This window comes from Microbacterium sp. Au-Mic1 (assembly GCF_021341785.1).
Taxonomy (GTDB): domain Bacteria; phylum Actinomycetota; class Actinomycetes; order Actinomycetales; family Microbacteriaceae; genus Microbacterium.
Window position 1 is genome coordinate 42,197 of the sequence record NZ_JAJTTF010000007.1, and the last position, 17,845, is coordinate 60,041.

The 17,845-nt window shown below is 71.5% G+C and carries 14 protein-coding genes; 6 read left to right on the top strand and 8 right to left on the bottom strand.

Annotated features, from left to right (window positions below):
* Positions 1–80 precede the first annotated feature (80 nt).
* A complete protein-coding gene (locus LXM50_RS10825) occupies positions 81–695 on the bottom strand; it encodes a class I SAM-dependent methyltransferase (RefSeq protein WP_233311334.1) in 615 nt (204 codons plus the stop codon).
* A 119-nt stretch (positions 696–814) separates the two neighbouring features.
* Between LXM50_RS10825 and LXM50_RS10830 the strand changes: the two genes are divergently transcribed.
* Both LXM50_RS10830 and LXM50_RS10835 read left to right on the top strand, forming a co-directional pair.
* The gene (locus tag LXM50_RS10830) at positions 815–1,384 is read left to right on the top strand and encodes an RNA polymerase sigma factor (protein WP_233311335.1); all 570 of its coding nucleotides are present in this window, start codon (positions 815–817) and stop codon (positions 1,382–1,384) included.
* Positions 1,350–2,354: a CU044_5270 family protein gene (locus LXM50_RS10835; protein WP_233311336.1), complete on the top strand. Its 1,005-nt coding sequence runs from the start codon at positions 1,350–1,352 to the stop codon at positions 2,352–2,354. The genes LXM50_RS10830 and LXM50_RS10835 overlap by 35 nt, the downstream gene beginning before the upstream one ends.
* A gap of 286 nt (positions 2,355–2,640) precedes the next feature.
* Here the strand turns inward: LXM50_RS10835 and rsmI are convergent, their stop codons facing one another.
* The gene (gene rsmI, locus LXM50_RS10840; RefSeq protein WP_233311337.1) at positions 2,641–3,456 is read right to left on the bottom strand and encodes a 16S rRNA (cytidine(1402)-2'-O)-methyltransferase; all 816 of its coding nucleotides are present in this window, start codon (positions 3,454–3,456) and stop codon (positions 2,641–2,643) included.
* A gap of 23 nt (positions 3,457–3,479) precedes the next feature.
* Here rsmI and LXM50_RS10845 point away from each other — a divergent pair, with 23 nt between their 5' ends.
* Positions 3,480–5,051, top strand: coding sequence for a dolichyl-phosphate-mannose--protein mannosyltransferase (locus LXM50_RS10845; RefSeq protein WP_233311338.1), 1,572 nt, complete (start codon positions 3,480–3,482; stop codon positions 5,049–5,051).
* Position 5,052: 1 nt separating this feature from the next.
* Entirely contained in the window at positions 5,053–6,015 is a 963-nt protein-coding gene (locus LXM50_RS10850; protein ID WP_233311339.1) for a magnesium transporter CorA family protein, read from the top strand.
* Between the two features lie 3 nt (positions 6,016–6,018).
* Here the strand turns inward: LXM50_RS10850 and LXM50_RS10855 are convergent, their stop codons facing one another.
* The 6 genes from LXM50_RS10855 to LXM50_RS10880 all read right to left on the bottom strand — a co-directional run bounded on the left by LXM50_RS10855 (position 6,019) and on the right by LXM50_RS10880 (position 12,692).
* Positions 6,019–6,492, bottom strand: a complete 474-nt coding sequence (locus LXM50_RS10855; RefSeq protein WP_233311340.1) for an Lrp/AsnC family transcriptional regulator — start codon at positions 6,490–6,492, stop codon at positions 6,019–6,021.
* 2 nt (positions 6,493–6,494) lie between these two features.
* Positions 6,495–7,910: an amino acid permease gene (locus tag LXM50_RS10860; protein ID WP_233311341.1), complete on the bottom strand. Its 1,416-nt coding sequence runs from the start codon at positions 7,908–7,910 to the stop codon at positions 6,495–6,497.
* Positions 7,907–9,067, bottom strand: a complete 1,161-nt coding sequence (locus LXM50_RS10865) for a histidinol-phosphate transaminase (RefSeq protein ID WP_233311342.1) — start codon at positions 9,065–9,067, stop codon at positions 7,907–7,909. Before LXM50_RS10865 ends, LXM50_RS10860 begins: the two co-directional genes overlap by 4 nt.
* A gap of 213 nt (positions 9,068–9,280) precedes the next feature.
* Complete coding sequence (locus tag LXM50_RS10870) at positions 9,281–11,050, bottom strand: thioredoxin domain-containing protein (RefSeq protein ID WP_233311343.1); 1,770 nt, start codon at positions 11,048–11,050, stop codon at positions 9,281–9,283.
* Between the two features lie 135 nt (positions 11,051–11,185).
* Positions 11,186–12,022: an aldo/keto reductase gene (locus tag LXM50_RS10875; RefSeq protein ID WP_233311344.1), complete on the bottom strand. Its 837-nt coding sequence runs from the start codon at positions 12,020–12,022 to the stop codon at positions 11,186–11,188.
* A 70-nt stretch (positions 12,023–12,092) separates the two neighbouring features.
* Positions 12,093–12,692: a TetR family transcriptional regulator gene (locus LXM50_RS10880; RefSeq protein ID WP_233311345.1), complete on the bottom strand. Its 600-nt coding sequence runs from the start codon at positions 12,690–12,692 to the stop codon at positions 12,093–12,095.
* 105 nt (positions 12,693–12,797) lie between these two features.
* On the opposite strand from LXM50_RS10880, the gene LXM50_RS10885 reads away from it, so the two are divergent.
* Both LXM50_RS10885 and hrpA read left to right on the top strand, forming a co-directional pair.
* Complete coding sequence (locus LXM50_RS10885) at positions 12,798–13,583, top strand: SDR family NAD(P)-dependent oxidoreductase (protein ID WP_233311346.1); 786 nt, start codon at positions 12,798–12,800, stop codon at positions 13,581–13,583.
* A 168-nt stretch (positions 13,584–13,751) separates the two neighbouring features.
* Positions 13,752–17,801, top strand: a complete 4,050-nt coding sequence (gene hrpA / locus LXM50_RS10890) for an ATP-dependent RNA helicase HrpA (RefSeq protein ID WP_233311347.1) — start codon at positions 13,752–13,754, stop codon at positions 17,799–17,801.
* The last annotated feature ends 44 nt before the right edge of the window (positions 17,802–17,845 follow it).

A 17,845-nucleotide genomic window follows, 5' to 3' on the forward strand; every position in this document is an offset into this window, starting at 1 on the left:
CGTTCCGACGCAGCCCACCCTAGGGCGCGGGCGTTCGTCCGAACAGGGACCTAGGCCCTGTCTTGGGCGAGGGCCAGGCGTCAGCGCCGCTCGGCGATCAGCGCACCGTGCGGGCGCACACTGCCGACGGCGCCGGGCTCGCGCTCGCGTCGTTCGACCTCGGTCACCGCGAAGCCCGCCGTCTCGAGGCGTTCGCCCAGGGCCGCGGCCGACCAGTAGTACGCCGGTGCGATCGCGTGCGCGAACCGCTCCCCCGGCTCGCCGTCGAAGAAGCCGACCAGGATCCGGCCGCCGGGGGCCGTCACCCGTGCCAACTCGGCGAGCACGGCCGGCAGCTCGCCGGGCTGCAGGTGGATGAGCGAGTACCAGGCGAGGATCCCGCCGAACGAGCCATCGGGGAACGGCAGCTCCCGCATCGACGCGGCCTCGAACCGGACCCCGGAGTGCCGTTCCCGGGCCGCGGCGAGGAACTCCGCGGAGATGTCGACCCCGACGACGTCGGGTCCGCGCTCGGCGAGGAAGGCGGTCCACAATCCCGGCCCGCACCCGGCGTCGAGCAGCGACCCCGTCGTCCCGTCCCGCCAGCGCCCGATCAGCGCGACATCGGCGCGCTCCATCTGCTCGATGTCTCCCAGCAGCGCCACGTACTCCTCGGCGCGGGCGTCATAGGCCTCGGCGATCTGCGCATCCTGCATTTGTCCCCCGATGGTGGACACTACCCGTCGACCCTCCGTGGGGGCCATCTCCCCACGCACCTGACGCACGTGTCCTGTGCCATCGTGAACACGATCGGCCCCTGCGAGGAATACAGGATGTGAACAACGACAACACGGTGATCGCGAGATCGGTGACGGATCCGTCGGCCTTCGGCGAGATCTTCCACCGCTACGCAGGAGCGGTGCATCGCTACGCGGCCCGACGGGCCGGTGACGCCGTCGCCGACGACGTCACGAGCGAGACCTTCCTGATCGCGTTCCAGCGCCGCGCCCGATTCGATCCCGCACGGGAGGATGCCCGGCCCTGGCTGTTCGGCATCGCGACGAATCTCATCCACCGCCACCGCATCGCCACTGCGCGCGTGCTCAGGGCGATGGAGCGCAGCGTGCCGGAAGCGGCGACGACGACGCACCATCCCGACGAGGCGCTGGATGCGCAGCTCGCGGTCGGGCGTCTCGCCGGGCGGATCCGCCGGCTCTCCGCCGGCGATCGCGACTGTCTGCTGTTGTTCGCCTGGGCCGAGCTCTCGTACGACGAGATCGCTGAAGCCCTGCACATCCCTGTCGGCACGGTGAAGTCGAGACTCAACCGCGCCCGGCGCCTGCTCCGCTCCACACCTGAGGAGGGTGAAAATGGACGACCTGACCTTGCTCCGCAGTCTGCGTGACGACGTCGCCGAGCCCGACGCGGCCCGGCTCGCTCCCGCATATCTGAACCTCGAGACCGCGATGCGCGCGGCGGAGAAGAGGCCTGCATCCCGCGCACCGCGCCGCCGGCATCCGGTCCGGTGGGCCGCCATCGGCCTCACTGCGGCCGCCGCCGTCGCCGCGGCGGTCGTCGTCGGCGGCGTGCTCGCCCCGCCGCATCCGCAATCGGCGAGCGCCGCCGCGATCGTGCTGCGCAAGGCGGCGGCCGAGGCGATCACCTACAGCGACCCTGCGGCGGGGCCGGGGCAGTATCTGAAGTTCCACACCCGCGCGGACTGGGCCAGCTACCAGGGCATGTCCGACGAGACGATGACGCGGCTGCCCTCCAACATCCAGAACGTCGACGTGTACATCCCGTCCGATCCGGGGTCGGACTGGGCACTGTACCGGGACTGGGAGCGCGGCGTGACGGGAGACGGCGCGTTCACCGCGGAGACGATCCACGCTCCGGGAGGCAGGTTCTACGGCGGCGCGTGGACGTCTCAGGATGTGACCGCGATCCCGACCGGATCCGGGGCGGAGACACTCGCCTACTTCGACGCGGAGTACCAGGGCGGATCGGCGAGCCGCGAAGAGGACGACTTCGTGCGGATCACGGATCTGCTGCGCACCTACCCGGTGCCGGCGACCGTGCGCGCGCGCCTGTTCGAGGCACTCGCGTTGATCCCCGGCACGACATCGACCGACGGCGTCGCGAATCTCGACGGCCAGGTCGGCGTCGCGATCGGCCGCAACGAACCGCAGCGCTCGGGTGAGCGCCAGGAGATCATCATCGACCCTGGCACGGGGCAGGTCATCGGTGAGCGCCGGTTCTTCCCTGCCGGTTCCGTGGCGGCCGGCGAGGAGCAGACCGTCCTGACCGCGATGTCCACGACGGTGGTCGACACCGTGCCGCCGGCGACGGCGCCCGCGCGCGACGAGAACGGCTGACCGGCGATGCGCCCGACACTCACCCCCGCCGCCCTGACGCTGCCCCCGACGATCAGCGTGCCCGTGCCACTCGCCGCCGTGCCGCCGTCGCCGCCGCTCCCGCGACGGTGACACGACGACAGGATCCGGTGCTTCTCGAAGGCACCGGATCCTGTCGCGTGCACGGGAACATCGCGTCCACAAGCCGTGCTCTCGGCGGGAGGCCGTGCTCTCGGCGGGCGAGCGCGACGGCGGATCCAGAGGCGGCGAGCCCCAGCGGTGGCAGGTCGCAGCGCGCGCCAGCCGGTCAGCGGGCGGCGAGCGCGGCCTGATACAGGTCGCGGGAGCCGAGGCCCGTGGCCGCGGCGACCTCGGCGCACGCGTCCTTGAGGCGCACGCCCGAGGCGACCAGCGCCTGCACCTGCACCAGGGCGTCCTCCGGGGAGACGGCTCGTGGCGCGGCGCCCTCCACGACCACCACGATCTCGCCCTTCACGCCCTGCTCCGCCCATGCGGCGAGCTCGGCGGCTCCGCCCCGGCGGACCTCCTCGTAGAGCTTCGTGAGCTCGCGGCAGACCGCCACCCGCCGAGAATCGCCGAATGCCGCAGCCATGTCGCCCAGGGTCGCGGCCAGGCGCGACGGCGACTCGAAGAACACCATCGTGCGGGGCTCCGTCGCGAGCGCGGCTAGAGCCGAGCGGCGCTCTCCCGGCTTGCGCGGCAGGAAGCCCTCGAACGTGAACCTGTCGGTGGGCAGGCCCGATACCGCGAGCGCCGTGACCACCGCGCTCGGACCGGGGATCACGGTGACCGTCACGCCGCGCTCGGCGGCCGCGGCGACCAGCCCGTAGCCGGGATCGCTCACGGTCGGCATGCCGGCGTCGCTGAGCACCACGAGATCCTCGGTCTCGGCCGCCTCCGCGAGTTCGGCGGCCTTGGCCTTCTCGTTGTGATCGTGCAGCGCGATCAGTCTCGGCCGGTTCGCGATGCCGAGGCCCTGCAGCAGCCGCTGCGTCGTGCGGGTGTCCTCCGCGGCGATGATCGTGGCGTTCTCCAGCACCTCGATGAGCCGGCGGGACGCGTCGCCCAGGTTTCCGATCGGAGTGGCCGCGAGGATGATCACCCGCCCCAGCATAGGCTGAGCGGGTGACCGCGCCCCTGCTGCCCGGCGTCGACGCCCGGTACGACGACCGCCCCACCGCCTGGGAGCGGCTGCACGACGCGTGGCTCGGCGACCCGGTGCGCCTCCGGATGATCTCCTGGCTCGCGCCGGTGCTCATCACGCTCCTGGCCGGGGTGCTGCGCATCGCCGGCCTCGGGCATCCGCATGCGATCGTCTTCGACGAGACGTACTACGTCAAGGACGCCTGGTCGTTGTGGGTGCAGGGCTACGAGGGCACCTGGCGTGCCGGCGCGAATGAGCTGTTCGTCAAGGGTGACACGAGCGCGCTCGAGGACTCGGCCTCCTTCGTCGTGCACCCGCCTCTCGGCAAGTGGCTGATCGCGCTCGGCATCGCCGCCTTCGGCCCCGGATCCAGTTTCGGCTGGCGCATCTCGACGGCGATCATCGGCACGCTCACCGTGCTCGTCGTCTACCTGCTCGCCAAGGCGCTCACCCGCTCGATCGCGGTGGCGAGCCTGGCGGGCCTGCTCATGGCGGTCGACGGGCTGGGCATCGTGCTGAGCCGGATCGGCCTGCTGGACGGGATCCTCACCTTCTTCATCGTGCTCGGGATCCTGTTCCTCGTGTACGACCGACGCCGGACGATGCCACGGCTCGAGGACCGCGTCTCGCACGAGCGCGGCGATGACCCGACGCTCTGGGGCCGCGTGTTCTGGCGTCGCCCGTGGGTGCTCGCCGCGGGGCTCGCGCTGGGAGCCGCGACCTCGGTGAAGTGGTCCGGCGCCTACGTGCTGGCCGCGGCCGGGATCTACCTCGTCGTCACCGACGCGCTCGCCCGTCGCAGGGCCGGGGTCGCGCTGTGGCCGACCGATGCCGTGATCCGGCAGGGCGCTGCGAGCTTCCTGCTGCTCGTGCCGGTCGCCGCGGCCGTGTACGTCGCCTCGTGGAGCGGCTGGTTCCTCACCACGGGCGGATACGACCGCAACATCACGGACAACGTGCTCACGTCGTGGTTCAAGTACCACTCCGACATCCTCGCGTTCCACGTCGGCCTGACGTCCTCGCACCCCTACGCGAGCCCGGCATGGCAGTGGCCGCTGCTGATCCGGCCGACCGCGTTCTGGGTGGGCGGGCAGGATGCGCCCTGCTTCGGCACGGATCACTGCATCGGCACGATCACCTCGATCCCGAACCCGCTGATCTGGTACCTGGGCGTCGCCGCCGCGGTCTATCTGCTCGTGCGGTTCGTGCGCGGACTCGTGCTCCGATCCCCCATGCCGTGGAGCTACGCGATCCCGCTCATGGGGCTCGCCGCGACCTACCTGCCCTGGCTGGCTTTCCCCGAGCGCACGATCTTCCAGTTCTACACGGTGGTGATGGCGCCCTTCCTGATCCTCGCGCTTGTGCTCGCGCTGCGCGACATCGCCGGCCGGCGGAGCGATCCGAGGCACCGACGACAGTCCGGTCAGCGCACCGTGGCGATCATCGTGGTGCTGATCGTGCTGCTGAGCGCGTTCTTCTACCCGCTGTGGATCGGTCTGCCCGTGCCGTGGTGGTTCTGGCAGGCGCACAACTGGATGATCACCTGGATCTGACATGCGCATCCTGGACAGCATCGACGAATCCCTGATCGCGCAACTGCGCGGGCAGGGCGAGTTCTTCTGGCTCGACCTGGTCTCCCCCACCGCGGACGAGATCCAACGGCTCGGCACCCTGCTCGGCTGGCATCCGCTCTCGATCGAGGACACCCAGCGGATGGGGCAGCGCCCCAAGCTCGACGTCTACGGCGAGGGGGCGCTCCTCGTGCTGCAGGGCGCGGTCGAGCTGCATCCCGAGGACGAGAACGACCACCCGCTGGAGGAGGTGCACTGCCACCTCAGCGGCGAGTTCATCGTCACCGTGCACTCCGAGCGGTTCCAGGACCTGCGTCAGGTGCGCGCGCTGCTGCAGAACTCCACGGCGCCCAAGACCGAGCGCTACTACGTCTACAAGATCATCGACGTGATCGTGGACAGCTACTTCCCGATCCTCAGCGACCTCGACGAGGAGATCAACGGCCTCGAGGACGCGATCGTCGCCGGCGGCGGGCGCAAGGAGCTGCAGCAGACCTTCGGCCTCAAGCGCCTGCTGCTGAAGCTGCGGCGGGCGGTCGTCCCGATGCGGGATCTGTTCGCCCGGCAGGCGGAGGTCATCACGGATCTGGCGGGGCTGGAGGCCGACAGCCACGACTACTTCCGCGACATCTACGACCACCTCATCCGGATCACGGACGAGATCGACGGCTATCACGAGATGGTCTCGGGATGCACCGACCTCTACCTGTCGACGGTCGCGAACCGGCAGGGCGAGACGTCGAAGCAGCTCGCGATCATCGCCTCGATCTTCCTGCCGCTGAGCTTCCTGACGGGGTTCTTCGGGATGAACTTCGACTGGTCGATCGCGCACGTGCTGTCCGGCCCGTGGTCGTTCTTCCTGCTCGGCATCGGATCCATGGTGATCTCCGGCGCGATCATGTGGTGGTGGTTCCGCCACAAGGGCTGGACCGGGAACGACGAGTAGGGCTCAGCCGCGGGCCGCGTGCTCCACGAGCGGCAGCACCCGGCCGCTGAAGTGCGTGCGCATCGCGATCGAGCTCGCGGTGCGGGCGACGCCGGGCACCAGGGCGATGCGGTCCAGCACCTCCTGCAGCTGCTCCGCGCTGTGCGCGACGAGGCGCAGCTGCATGTCGCTCGCCCCGGTGACCGTGTACATGTCGACGACCTCCGGGATCGCCGACGCGAGCGCCCCGGCGACCTCGTCGTGCCCGACCTTCTGATCGATCTCCACCTGGCAGAACGCGGTCAGCGCGTATCCGAAGCCGCGCGGATCGACGCGCGGCACGATGCCCTCGATGACGCCGTTCTCGTGCAGCCGCGCCAGGCGGCTGGTGACGGTGCCTCGGGCCACGCCGAGCCGCCGCGCGCACTCCAGCACGGGCAGCTGCGGCGCATCCGTGAGCAGCTGGATCAGGGCCGCGTCGAGGGCATCGATGCGCATCGTCAGCTCCGGAACACGTCGTCCGCGCCGTCCTTGAGGACGCCGGGTCGGGACAGGCCACGGGTGAGGCGGGCGAGCACCACGAGCACCACGGTGAGGCCGATCGTCAGCAGCAGCTGCGTCCGCGCGCCCTCGTTCAGCATCGTGAGCAGGATGATCGCGCCCAGCAGCACGAGCGTCAGGACCGACAGCCACGGGAAGCCCCACATGCGCATCGGCAGCGCCGTGCCTTCGGCGTCGGCGCGGCGGCGCAGGATCAGCTGCGTGATCGCCGTCGCCGTCCACATCACCAGCAGCGTGGATCCCACCACGTTCAGCAGTGTGGGCAGCACCTGCTCCGGCCAGATCCAGTTCAGGATCACCGTGACGAAGCTGAACGCCACGGACGCCAGCACGGCCACGCGGGGAACGCCCGCCGCGCTCGTCCGGGTGAGCGCGAGGGGGGCGAGGCCGCGCTCGCCGAGCGAGAACGCCATGCGCGAGGCGCCGTAGATGTTGGCGTTCATGGCCGACAGCAGCGCGACGATGACGATGAGGTCCATGACGAGCCCCACGCCGGGGATCTTCAGCGTGTCCAGCACCGCGGAGAACGGGCCGGCGAGCACCTCCTTGGAGTCCCACGGGAGCACGGCGACGATCACGAAGATGGATCCGACGTAGAACACCAGGATCCGCACCATCACCTGACGCACGATCCGGCTGATGTTGCGCGAGGGGTCGTCCGACTCGGCGGCCGCGATCGCGACGACCTCGGTGCCGCCGAACGCGAACACCACGATCAGCAGGGCACCCGCGATGCCCGCGATGCCGGTGGGGGCGAAGCCGCCCTGATCGACGAGGTTGCCGACGCCGGTGGCCGGGACGCCCGGGATCAGTCCGATGATCGCGAGCACGCCGACGACGAGGAAGGCGATGATGGCGGCGACCTTGATCGCGGCGAACCAGAACTCGAAGCGGCCGTAGTTGCGCACGCCGAGCAGGTTCACGACGGTGAGGGCGAGCACGAACAGCAGCACCCACGCCCACTCGGGAAGACCCGGGAAACGGTGCGCGACGATGCCGGCGGCGCCGGTGGCCTCAGCGGCGATCACGACGACGAGCTGGATCCAGTACAGCCAGCCCACGGCGCTGCCGACGCTGCGGCCCATGGCCTTCTGCGCGTAGGAGCTGAACGCGCCCGAGGACGGGTTGGCGGCCACCATCTCGGCCAGCATCGCCATGACGAGCACGACGATCGTGCCGGCCACGAGATAGGACACGATCACGGCGGGCCCCGCGATGCCGATCGCCTGTCCGGAGCCGACGAACAGGCCGGCGCCGATCGCCCCGCCGAGCCCCATCATGGAGATCTGCCGGCGGGTGAGCCCGGGATGCAGGCCCTTCGTGGTGGTCGTGGTCAGGGGCACTTCGGTGGTCATGCGGTCGCCTCCTCGCGAACGTCGGCGGTGGGGTGGGCGGAGTTCGTGATCACGGCGGCGAGCGCCGCCGCGACACGGTCGATGTCCTCGGCGGATCCTGCCGAGATGCGCACGCCCTCGCCGGGGAAGGTGCGGGCGACGACGCCGCCCGCATGCAGGAGCTCGTCGAGCTCGACGGCGCGCTCCCCCGCCGGCACCCAGACGAAGTTGGCCTCGGAGCGCACCGCCGGCCATCCCGCGGCGACGAGCACGTCATGCAGGCGGTCGCGCTGCGCGGCGACCTCGGCGATGCGCACGGCGAGCTCGTCCTGGGCGTCGAGCGAGGCGACGGCGGCGGCCTGGGCCAGGTCGGTCACACCGAAGGGCACGGCGACCTTGCGCTGAGCGGCCGCGATCCCGGCGGGCGCGATGGCGTAGCCGATCCGCAGGCCCGCGAGGCCGTAGGCCTTGGAGAAGGTGTGCAGCACCGCCACGTGCGGGTGACGGCGGAACAGCTCGAGACCCGCGCCGCGTTCCGGATCGATCGCGCCGGGCGCGTCCGCGAAGTAGGGGGAGCCGTCGAAGTGCACGTAGGCCTCGTCGATCACCACGAGCACGTCGCGCGGCACCGCGGCCACGAAGCGCTCGAGCTCCTCCGGCCCCACGACCGTGCCGGTGGGGTTGTTCGGGTTGCACACGAAGATCAGGCGCGTGCGCTCGGTGATCGCGGCGAGCATCGCGTCGAGGTCGTGCCGGTGCTCGGCATCGAGCGGCACCATCACCGGGGTCGCTCCGGCGATCCGGACCAGCGACGGGTAGGCCTCGAAGGAGCGCCAGGCGAACATGACCTCGTCGCCCTCGCCGGCCATCGCGTGGATGAGCTGCGCGGCGAGTTCCACGGATCCGGCGCCGACGGTCACCAGCTCCGGGTCGACTCCGTAGCGCTCGGCGAGGCGGCCGATGATCTCCGGCGCGGCCATCTGCGGGTAGCGGTGGATCGATCCGAGCCGGTCTGCGACGGCGGAGACCACCGACGGCAGCGGCGGATGCGGGGACTCGTTCGAGGAGAGCTTCGAGGCGCCGACCGGAGCCGAGCGCCCCTGCTTGTAGGCCGGCACGGCATCCAGGCGCGCGTTGGTCGGCGGGGTGGCCGGGGGCGTGGTGACAGGGAGGGTCATCGTCGAGGCATCCTTGCTGCGGTTCGTGCGGCCAGTGGGGAGGCGCGTCGGGCGGCAGGGCCGAGCGGCGACGTCGCCGGGGATCCGGCCACTGTATCCGCGGCCGCGACTGCTGGACAAACGGATCAGCAGCACCTGCGCATGTCGCACAGCTTGCCGCCTCGATGCGCGGTTCGCCTGGTCAGAATGTACAGCCGTTGAGGACTCCGACGGTCAGCGGGCGGTCGCCACGAGCGCGGGATCCGACACCGGCAGCAGGCAGACGAAGCCCCGGCAGTCGTGCACGACGCCGTCGACGCCGTCGCGCTCCTCGAACAGCGTGAAGCCGGCATCGGCGAAGGCCCGTGCCTGCTCCCGAGTCAGCACCGCGGTGAGGTCGGCGTCGGCGGCGCGGGCGGCGGTCGCGAGGGGCCCGCGCGGATCCGAGGTCACGGCGACGATCTGCCGGGGCGGGCGGGCGAGTCCCGCCGCCACGCGCAGGAGCGCACCGGATCCGAACGGCTGTCGCAGCGCCTGACCCGCGCGCTCCGAGACCAGGACGGTGGCGCGCTCGCGGTGCTGCTCCCCCGCGCCGAGCCTCCACGCGGTCAACTCGGCCGCGGCCCGCGCGGACGTACCGGAGGGCAGGTCGCCGTCGCCGCCGTCCGCGGAGGCGGTGATCGCGTGCGCGGCGAGCACCGGGTCGACGGACGCATCGGCGCTGAGCACCTCCAGCCCGCGCGTCGCCCAGCGCGCCTCCCCCGTGGCGAGGGCGAGGGCGAACAGCCCGTCCGCGAGCAGGGCGAGGTCGGCATCCGTGGCGACCGCGGCCGAGGGCGCACCGTCCAGCGAGGTGCGCACGAGGCGCCCGTCCGCGTCGCGGTTCACCGCCAGCACGGTCTCCGCCGCGCGGACGGCCACGTCGATCCAGGACTGCTCGCCCAGGGCGGCGCCGCCGCGAGCGAGGGCGGCGATCGCGAGTCCGTTCCAGCCCGTGATGATCTTGCCGTCGACGGCCGGCGACGACAGGCCCTCTCGCGCGGCCGCCGGGCGGCGGTAGTAGCCGCCTTCGCTGCGCTGCCCGTCGATCACGGACTCGGAGTCCTGCGCCGCGCCGAACCCGCCTCCGGGGCTCTGCAGCACGGCGAGCAGGAAGTGCGCGATGCCGCGGGCGACATCCGCGCGGCCCGCATCGACGGCCACCTCGAGCAGCTGGGCGTTGTCGGTGAGCATGCGCTCGTAGTGCGGCACGGCCCAGTCCTGCTGCGTGGCGTAGCGGAAGAAGCCGCCGTCCTCGTCGCGCAGTTCGGAGGTGGCCATCGCGTCGAGCGCACGCGCGACGACGTCGGTGCGCCCCTCCGCCTGCAGGAACCGCAGGGTCGTAGCGACGGGGAACTTCGGCGCCGTGCCGAAACCGCCGTATCTCCGGTCCTCACGGCCGACGATCTCCTCCGCGGCCGCCGCGAGCGCGGCGTCGTCCGGAAGCGGCGAGGGATCCGTCAGCGCCGAGGCCTCCAGGGCCTCCGCCACCACGCCGGCCAGATCCTCCACCTCCGCACGGCGCTCGGTCCAGGCCTCGCGCACGGCCGCGAGCACGGTGCCGAACGCCGGAAGCTGCCCGCGGGCCACGGGCGGGAAGTAGGTGCCCGCGTGGAAGGCGCGCCCGGACGGGGTCGCGAAGACGGTGAGCGGCCAGCCCAGATCCTGCGTGAACGCCGACGCCGCCGCCATGTACGCCGTGTCGACCTGGGGGTGCTCCTCCCGGTCGACCTTGATCGAGACGAAACCGCGGTTGAGCTGCTGCGCCGTGGCCGGATCCCCGAACGACTCCCGCGCCATGACGTGGCACCAGTGGCACGTGGAGTAGCCGATCGAGATCAACACCGGCACGTCGCGGCGCGCGGCCTCGGCGAACGCCTCGGCGCCCCAGGGGTACCAGTCCACCGGGTTGTCGGCGTGCGCGCGCAGATAGGGGCTGCCGGTGCCGGCGAGGCGATTGCTCATGGCCTCACGCTACGCCGGGCAGGACCGCTCCATGGTCGTGGAGCGAGCGCAGCGCGACGAAACGCGGCGCCCTTGCGAGGCGCCGCGTTTCGTCGCGGTCGGCTTCGCCGTCCTCGCTCGACGACCAAGCGATGGTCAGTTGACCTCGTCGGGGTGCGAGGCGACGCGGCCGGATCCGTCGCCCGGGTCGAGGGCCGAGATCGCCGCGAACTCGATGTCGCTCAGGGCGAAGTCGAACACATCCAGGTTCTCGCGCAGGCGCTCGGCGCGCACCGACTTCGGGAAGACGATGTTGCCCTTCTGCAGGTGCCAGCGCAGCACGACCTGTGCAGGGCTCTTGCCGTGCGCAGCGGCGGCATCCGCGACGGCCGGGATGCCGAACAGGTCGTACTTGCCCTGACCGAGCGGACCCCACGCCTCGATCTTCACCTCGTGATCGCGCGCCCAGGAGCCGACGTCGCGCTGCTGGTAGGCGGGGTGCAGCTCGATCTGGTCGACCGCGGGGGTGACGCCGGTCTCGGCCACGATCCGCTCCAGGTGCGGCACGAGGAAGTTCGAGACGCCGGCCGAACGCGCCAGCCCCCGGTCGCGGATCGCCACGACCTTCTCCCAGGCGTGCACGTAGTTGTCCCTGGCGGGGGTCGGCCAGTGCACGAGGTACAGGTCGACGTGGTCGAGGCCGAGCTTCTCCAGGCTCTCCGCGATGGCCGCATCGGGCGCGTCTCCGTCGTGGCGGTCGTTCCACAGCTTGGTCGTCACGAACAACTCGTCACGCGGGATGCCGCTCTTCGCGATGGCGGCACCGACCCCGGCCTCGTTGCCGTAGATCGCGGCGGTGTCGATGTGGCGGTACCCGATCTCGAGCGCCTCGCTGACCGTGCGCTCGGTGTCGGCCGGATCGACCTTGAAGACGCCGTAGCCGAGCTGGGGGATCGTGTGGCCGTCGTTGAGCAGGATTCCGGGGATCGTCATGATTCCACCCTAGGTTCCCGCACGGAACCACGGGCCGGCCTCACCGCGCTCGGCCTTGAGCGACAAGCGCTCAGCGCCTCGGGGCAAGCGCCGCGTAGGCACGGGCAGCCAGCGCCGCCGGGGATCCGCTTCCGCGCACCGGGGCCGTCGACCGCGCCCACTCCTCGAGTCCGATCCGGATCGCCTCCGTCGCCGCCGCGGCGAGCACCCGCGCGGCGAGCCGGTCGCTCTCCCCGCGCTCGGTGATGAGTGCGACGAGGCGCTCCTCGGACTCGTGGTTGACACGGTGCCAGACGGCCCTGAGCTCGCGGTCCTCGGCGAGCGCGCGCAGCAGCGGGCGCATGCGGGCGAGCCCCTCGGCATCCTCCGCGGTCGCCGGGGTCAGCTGCGCGGCGAGCACCGCGGGGATCGCCACGGCCGGCACCTCCTCGGCTTCCTCGAGTGCCGCCTGCCACCGCGCGGCGCCGATCTCGAGCACCGGGGCGACCGCGTCCTCCTTGGTCGGAAAGTAGCGGTAGAACGTGCGCAGGGAGACTCCGGAGGCCTCTGCGATCTCGGCCGCGGTCACCTGCGCGACGCCGCGCTCTGCGAACAGTCGCGCCGCCTCCGCCGCGATCTCGCCGGCGGTCGCGGCCTTGCGACGCGTCATGAGTCCGGTGCGGGTCTGCATGCTCCGAGCGTACGGGAATACCTTCCGTTTCATGGTGTTATGTGTCAATATGACACGTTGTGCCATTCAGGCACGACAGGACTTCCAAAGGAAGAAGGATTCGACATGAACCGCTATGAAGGTCGCCGCGCTCTGGTCACCGGCGGCGGATCCGGCATCGGTCAGGCGACGGTGCTGCGCATGCTCGCCGAGGGCGGACGCGTCGTGGCCGCCGATGTCAGCGCCGCCGGTCTCGCCGACACCGTCGCGAAGGCGGGAGACGCGGCCGATCGCCTCACCGCGATCGAGGTCAACATCGGCGACGAGGCCTCCGTCACGGCAGGCGTCGCCGCGGCGGTCGAGGTTCTCGGCGGCCTGGACGTGCTGGTGAACGCCGCGGGCATCCTGCGCTCCTCGCACACCGCCCAGACCACGCTCGACCAGTTCCAGCAGGTCATCCAGGTGAACCTCGTCGGAACCTTCCTGATGATCCGCGAGGCGATCCCCGCGCTGCTCGAGGGCACGGACGCGGCCGTGGTGAACTTCAGCTCCACCTCGGCGATGTTCGCGCACCCCTACATGGCCGCGTACGCGGCGAGCAAGGGCGGTGTGCAGTCGATGACGCATGCGCTGGCGGCGGAGTACGCCAAGCAGGGCATCCGCTTCACCGCCGTGCAGCCCGGGTCGATCTCCTCCGGCATGACCGACGGATCCGGCCAGAGCGGGCAGAGTCGAGGCCCGGGCCTTCCCGAGGACGCCGACATGAGCCTGTTCATGAAGCTCGCCCCGGCCATCGGCCAGGGCTTCGCCGGTCCCGAGTCCGTCGCCGGCGTGGTCGCGATGCTCGCGAGCGCCGACGGCGCCTTCATCACCGGCACCGAAGTCCGCATCGACGGCGGCACCCACTTCTGAACGGCGCCCGGGACGCTCGCGGCGTCCCGGGTCCACGACCCCGCGGCATCCGTCCGACCCGAACGGATGGATGCCGCGGCACCATGTCCGCGGTCGGAGCACCGGGACGGGATCGATCTTGCCGGACCAGCCCGGCACGCGCGCTCGTCCGCGATAGGCTGGAGGGCTATGTCTGCGCCCGTGATCACCTATCCGCCGGAACTCCCGGTCAGCGCCGCGCGCGACGAGATCGCCGCAGCGATCCGCGACCATCAGGTGGTCGTGGTCGCCGGCGCGACCGGATCCGGCAAGACCACGCAGCTGCCGAAGATCCTGCTCGAGCTCGGCCGCGAGCGCATCGCGCACACCCAGCCTCGGCGGCTCGCCGCGCGCACGATCGCGGAGCGCGTGGCGGAAGAGCTGCACGTGCCGCTCGGCGGGCTCGTCGGATACAAGGTGCGGTTCACCGACCAGGTCTCGGACGAGACCCGGATCGCGCTGATGACCGATGGGATCCTGCTCAACGAGATCCACCGCGACCGACTGCTGCGCCGCTACGACGCGATCATCATCGACGAGGCGCACGAGCGCTCCCTCAACGTCGACTTCCTGCTCGGGTACCTGCACCGGATCCTCCCCGAGCGGCCGGATCTCAAGGTCGTCATCACCTCGGCCACGATCGATCCGCACAGCTTCGCGAAGCACTTCGCGGACCGTGACGGGGAGCCGGCGCCGGTGATCGAGGTGTCCGGGCGGACCTATCCGGTCGAGATCCGGTACCGCCCGCTCGTCGACGAGGAGGCCGCGACCGCCGAGCCGGCGAAGCCCGCCAAGGGCGCGAAGTCCGAGCCCGAGGACGAGGTCACCGCGATCGTGCGAGCCCTCCGGGAACTCGACCGCTCCAAGCGCGGCGACGTGCTGGTGTTCCTGCCGGGCGAGGCCGAGATCCGCGACGCGGCCGACGCGATCCGCGGCGCCTATCGTTCCCAGACGGCGCCGGTCGAGGTGCTCCCGCTGTACGGACGGCTCTCGGCAGCGGAGCAGCACCGGGTGTTCGAGCCGTCGACCGTGGCGGGCCTGCGCCGCCGCGTGATCCTCGCCACGAACGTCGCCGAGACGAGCCTGACCGTGCCCGGCATCAAGTACGTGATCGACACCGGCACGGCCCGCATCTCGCGCTACAGCAGCCGTTCGAAGGTGCAGCAACTGCCGATCGAGGCGGTGTCGCAGGCATCCGCGAACCAGCGCTCCGGACGTGCGGGGCGCACGAGCGCGGGAATCGCGATCCGCCTCTACGGCGAGGAGGACTTCGACAAGCGCCCCGAGTTCACCGAGCCCGAGATCCTGCGCACCTCGCTCGCCGCGGTGGTGCTGCAGATGCTGAGCCTGGGTTTCGGCGACATCGCGGAGTTCCCGTTCATCACTCCCCCGGAGTCCCGCGACGTGCGCTCCGCACTCGACCTCCTGGTCGAGCTCGGCGCGGTGCAGGTGCCGTCGAAGGCCTCGGGATCCCGCGCGGAGGAGGCTCCGCGACTCACCCGGATCGGCCGCGACATCGCGCGCATGCCGATCGACCCGCGCTTCGCCCGCATGCTCGTGGAGGCGGCCAGGACGGACGTGGTCGCGCCGGTGCTCGCGATCGTCGCGGGGCTGTCGATCCAGGACGTGCGCGAGCGCCCCTCGGCGGATGCACCGCAGGGCGTGCGCGACGAGGCAGAGCGGATGCACGCGCGCTTCGCGGACCCGACGAGTGACTTCCTGTCGATCCTGAACCTGTGGAACCACCTGCGCGAACAGCAGAAAGAGCTCGGATCCAGTGCGTTCCGCCGGCTCTGCCGCTCGGAGCACCTGAACTACGTGCGCGTGCGGGAGTGGTTCGACGTGCACCGGCAGCTGCGGACGCTCGTGCCCCGCAAGGGGTCGTTGAGCGAGGACGCGCGCAGCGCGACCGAGACGAAACGCGGCGATCTCGCGGGGGACCGCGTTTCGTCTCGCTCCGACTCCGTCGGTGCTCGCTCAACGACCCCGACTGATGCCGACGCCGTGCATCGCGCGATCCTCGCCGGTCTGCTCAGCCAGATCGGGATCCTCGACGAGCGCAACGTCGCCAAGGGCCCGCCCGCGAAGGGCGGGCAGAAGGATCCGAAGCGGCGCATCGCGGAGTACCGCGGAGCCCGCGGGATCCGCTTCTCGCTGTTCCCCGGATCCGCCCTGCGCAAGAAGGCTCCGCGTGCCGTCATGGCGGCGGAGATCGTGGAGACGTCGCGCACGTTCGCGCGCACGGCGGCCGCGATCGACCCGGCGTGGGCGGAAGCACTGGCAGGAGACCTCGCCAAGCGGCAGATCTCCGAGCCGCACTGGTCCAAGGAGTCGGGCGCCGCCGTCGCGTACGAGAAGGTGACGCTGTTCGGCGTGGAGATCGTGGCCCGTCGGCGGGTGCAGTTCGCGCGCATCGACCGACCCGCGGCGCGTGAGCTGTTCCTCCGGCACGCCCTCGTGGAGGGCGAGTGGGATCCGAGCCGGATCGACAAGCGGGTCTCCGCGTTCTGGCGCAGCAACGCCGAGCTGCGCAAGCGCCTCGAGAAGCTCGAGGAGCGCGAGCGACGCCGCGACATCCTCGTGGGCGACGAGGCCGTATTCCGGTTCTACGATGAGCGCATCCCGACCGATGTGTTCGACGTGCGCTCGTTCGAGGCGTGGTGGCGCGACGCCCTGACGACGACGCCGAAGCTGCTCGTGATGCGCGAGGGCGACCTGATCGACGACGCAGAACGTGCCGACAAGCAGGACTTCCCGACGCGCTGGACCCAGGGCGATCAGATGCTCGGCCTGGCCTACCGGTTCGAGCCCGGTGCCGCGGACGACGGCGTGAGCGTCGTCATCCCGCTCGCGCTGCTGCAGCAGGTGCAGGACGCGGGCTTCGACTGGCAGGTGCCGGGGCTGCGCGCCGAACTCGTGACCGCGCTGCTGCGAGCGCTGCCGAAGGCGATCCGGCGGCACGTCGTCCCCGCCGCGGACTGGGCCGAGAAGTTCGGCGCCGAACTCGCCGCCGAGGGACCCGAATCACGCCAGGGCCTTCCCGGCCGGAGCCTGGGCGAGGCGCTCGCGCGTCTCATCCAGCCGCTCGCGAACCAGCCCATGTCGGCCGCGGACTTCGACCTGGAGCGGGTTCCCGCACACTTGCGGATGAACTTCCGCGCGGTCGACGAGCGCGGGCGCGTGGTCGGATCCGGCCGGGATCTGACCACGCTGCAGCGGGATCTCGCGGACCGGTCGCGGGCGAGCGTGGCCCGTTCGATCGAGCGGGCGCCGGGCCCGGCCCGCCCGGGACCTGGTGCGGCGGCGGTCGCGGCCGCCTCGGCGCCGACGGAGCGCGACGGCATCACGACCTGGGATGTCGGCGATCTGCCGGAGGTGCTGGACACGCGCGTGGCGGGTGGCGTCGTGCGCGGCTATCCCGCCCTCGTGGATCAGGGCAGGTCCGTCGCGCTGCGCGTCGAGGCGACCGCCGAGGCGGCTCGGGCCGCCACGCGCGACGGTGTGCTGCGGCTCGTGCTCCTCGGGATCCCTTCCCCCGCGCCCTACGTGCAGCAGCACCTGACCAGCCCGGAGAAGCTCGCCCTCGCCGCCTCGCCGTACCCGAACGTCGCGACGCTGATCGAGGACGCGCGCGCGGCGGTCGCACGGGCGGCGATCGACCGTCTGACAGAGGGGTCGGGCGTGGTGCGCGCCGAGGCCGACTTCACGCGCGTGCGGGACGGCGTCTCCGCGGTCGTCGTGGACGAGCTGTTCGCGCTGGTGTCGCTGGTCGCGAAGGTCCTCACGAAGGCCCGCGAGGTCGAGCGCGCGATGAAGGGCCAGAACTCGCTCGCGCTGCTCGGGCCGCTGAACGACATCCGCGGTCAGCTCGGGGGGCTGGTGACGTCCGGCTTCGTCTCGGGTGCGGGCGTGGAGCGCCTCGCCCACTACCCGCGCTACCTGGACGGAATCCTGGATCGGCTGCGCACCCTCGCCGACGCCCCGGGCAAGGACCGCACCCGGCAGAGCGAGTACGAGCGCATGGCACAGGCCTACGCCGACGCCGGCGGCGCGATCCCGCTGACCGCGGGCACCGAGCCCCGACTCGTCGAGGTGCGCTGGCTGCTCGAGGAGTACCGCGTGAGCCTGTTCGCGCAGCGCCTGGGCACCGCGCAGCCGGTGTCCCCGCAGCGCATCGTGAAGGCGCTCGCCGGGAACTGACCCCCCGGGTGGCGCTGCTCTCGATCCACCCCGCCACGCCGGTG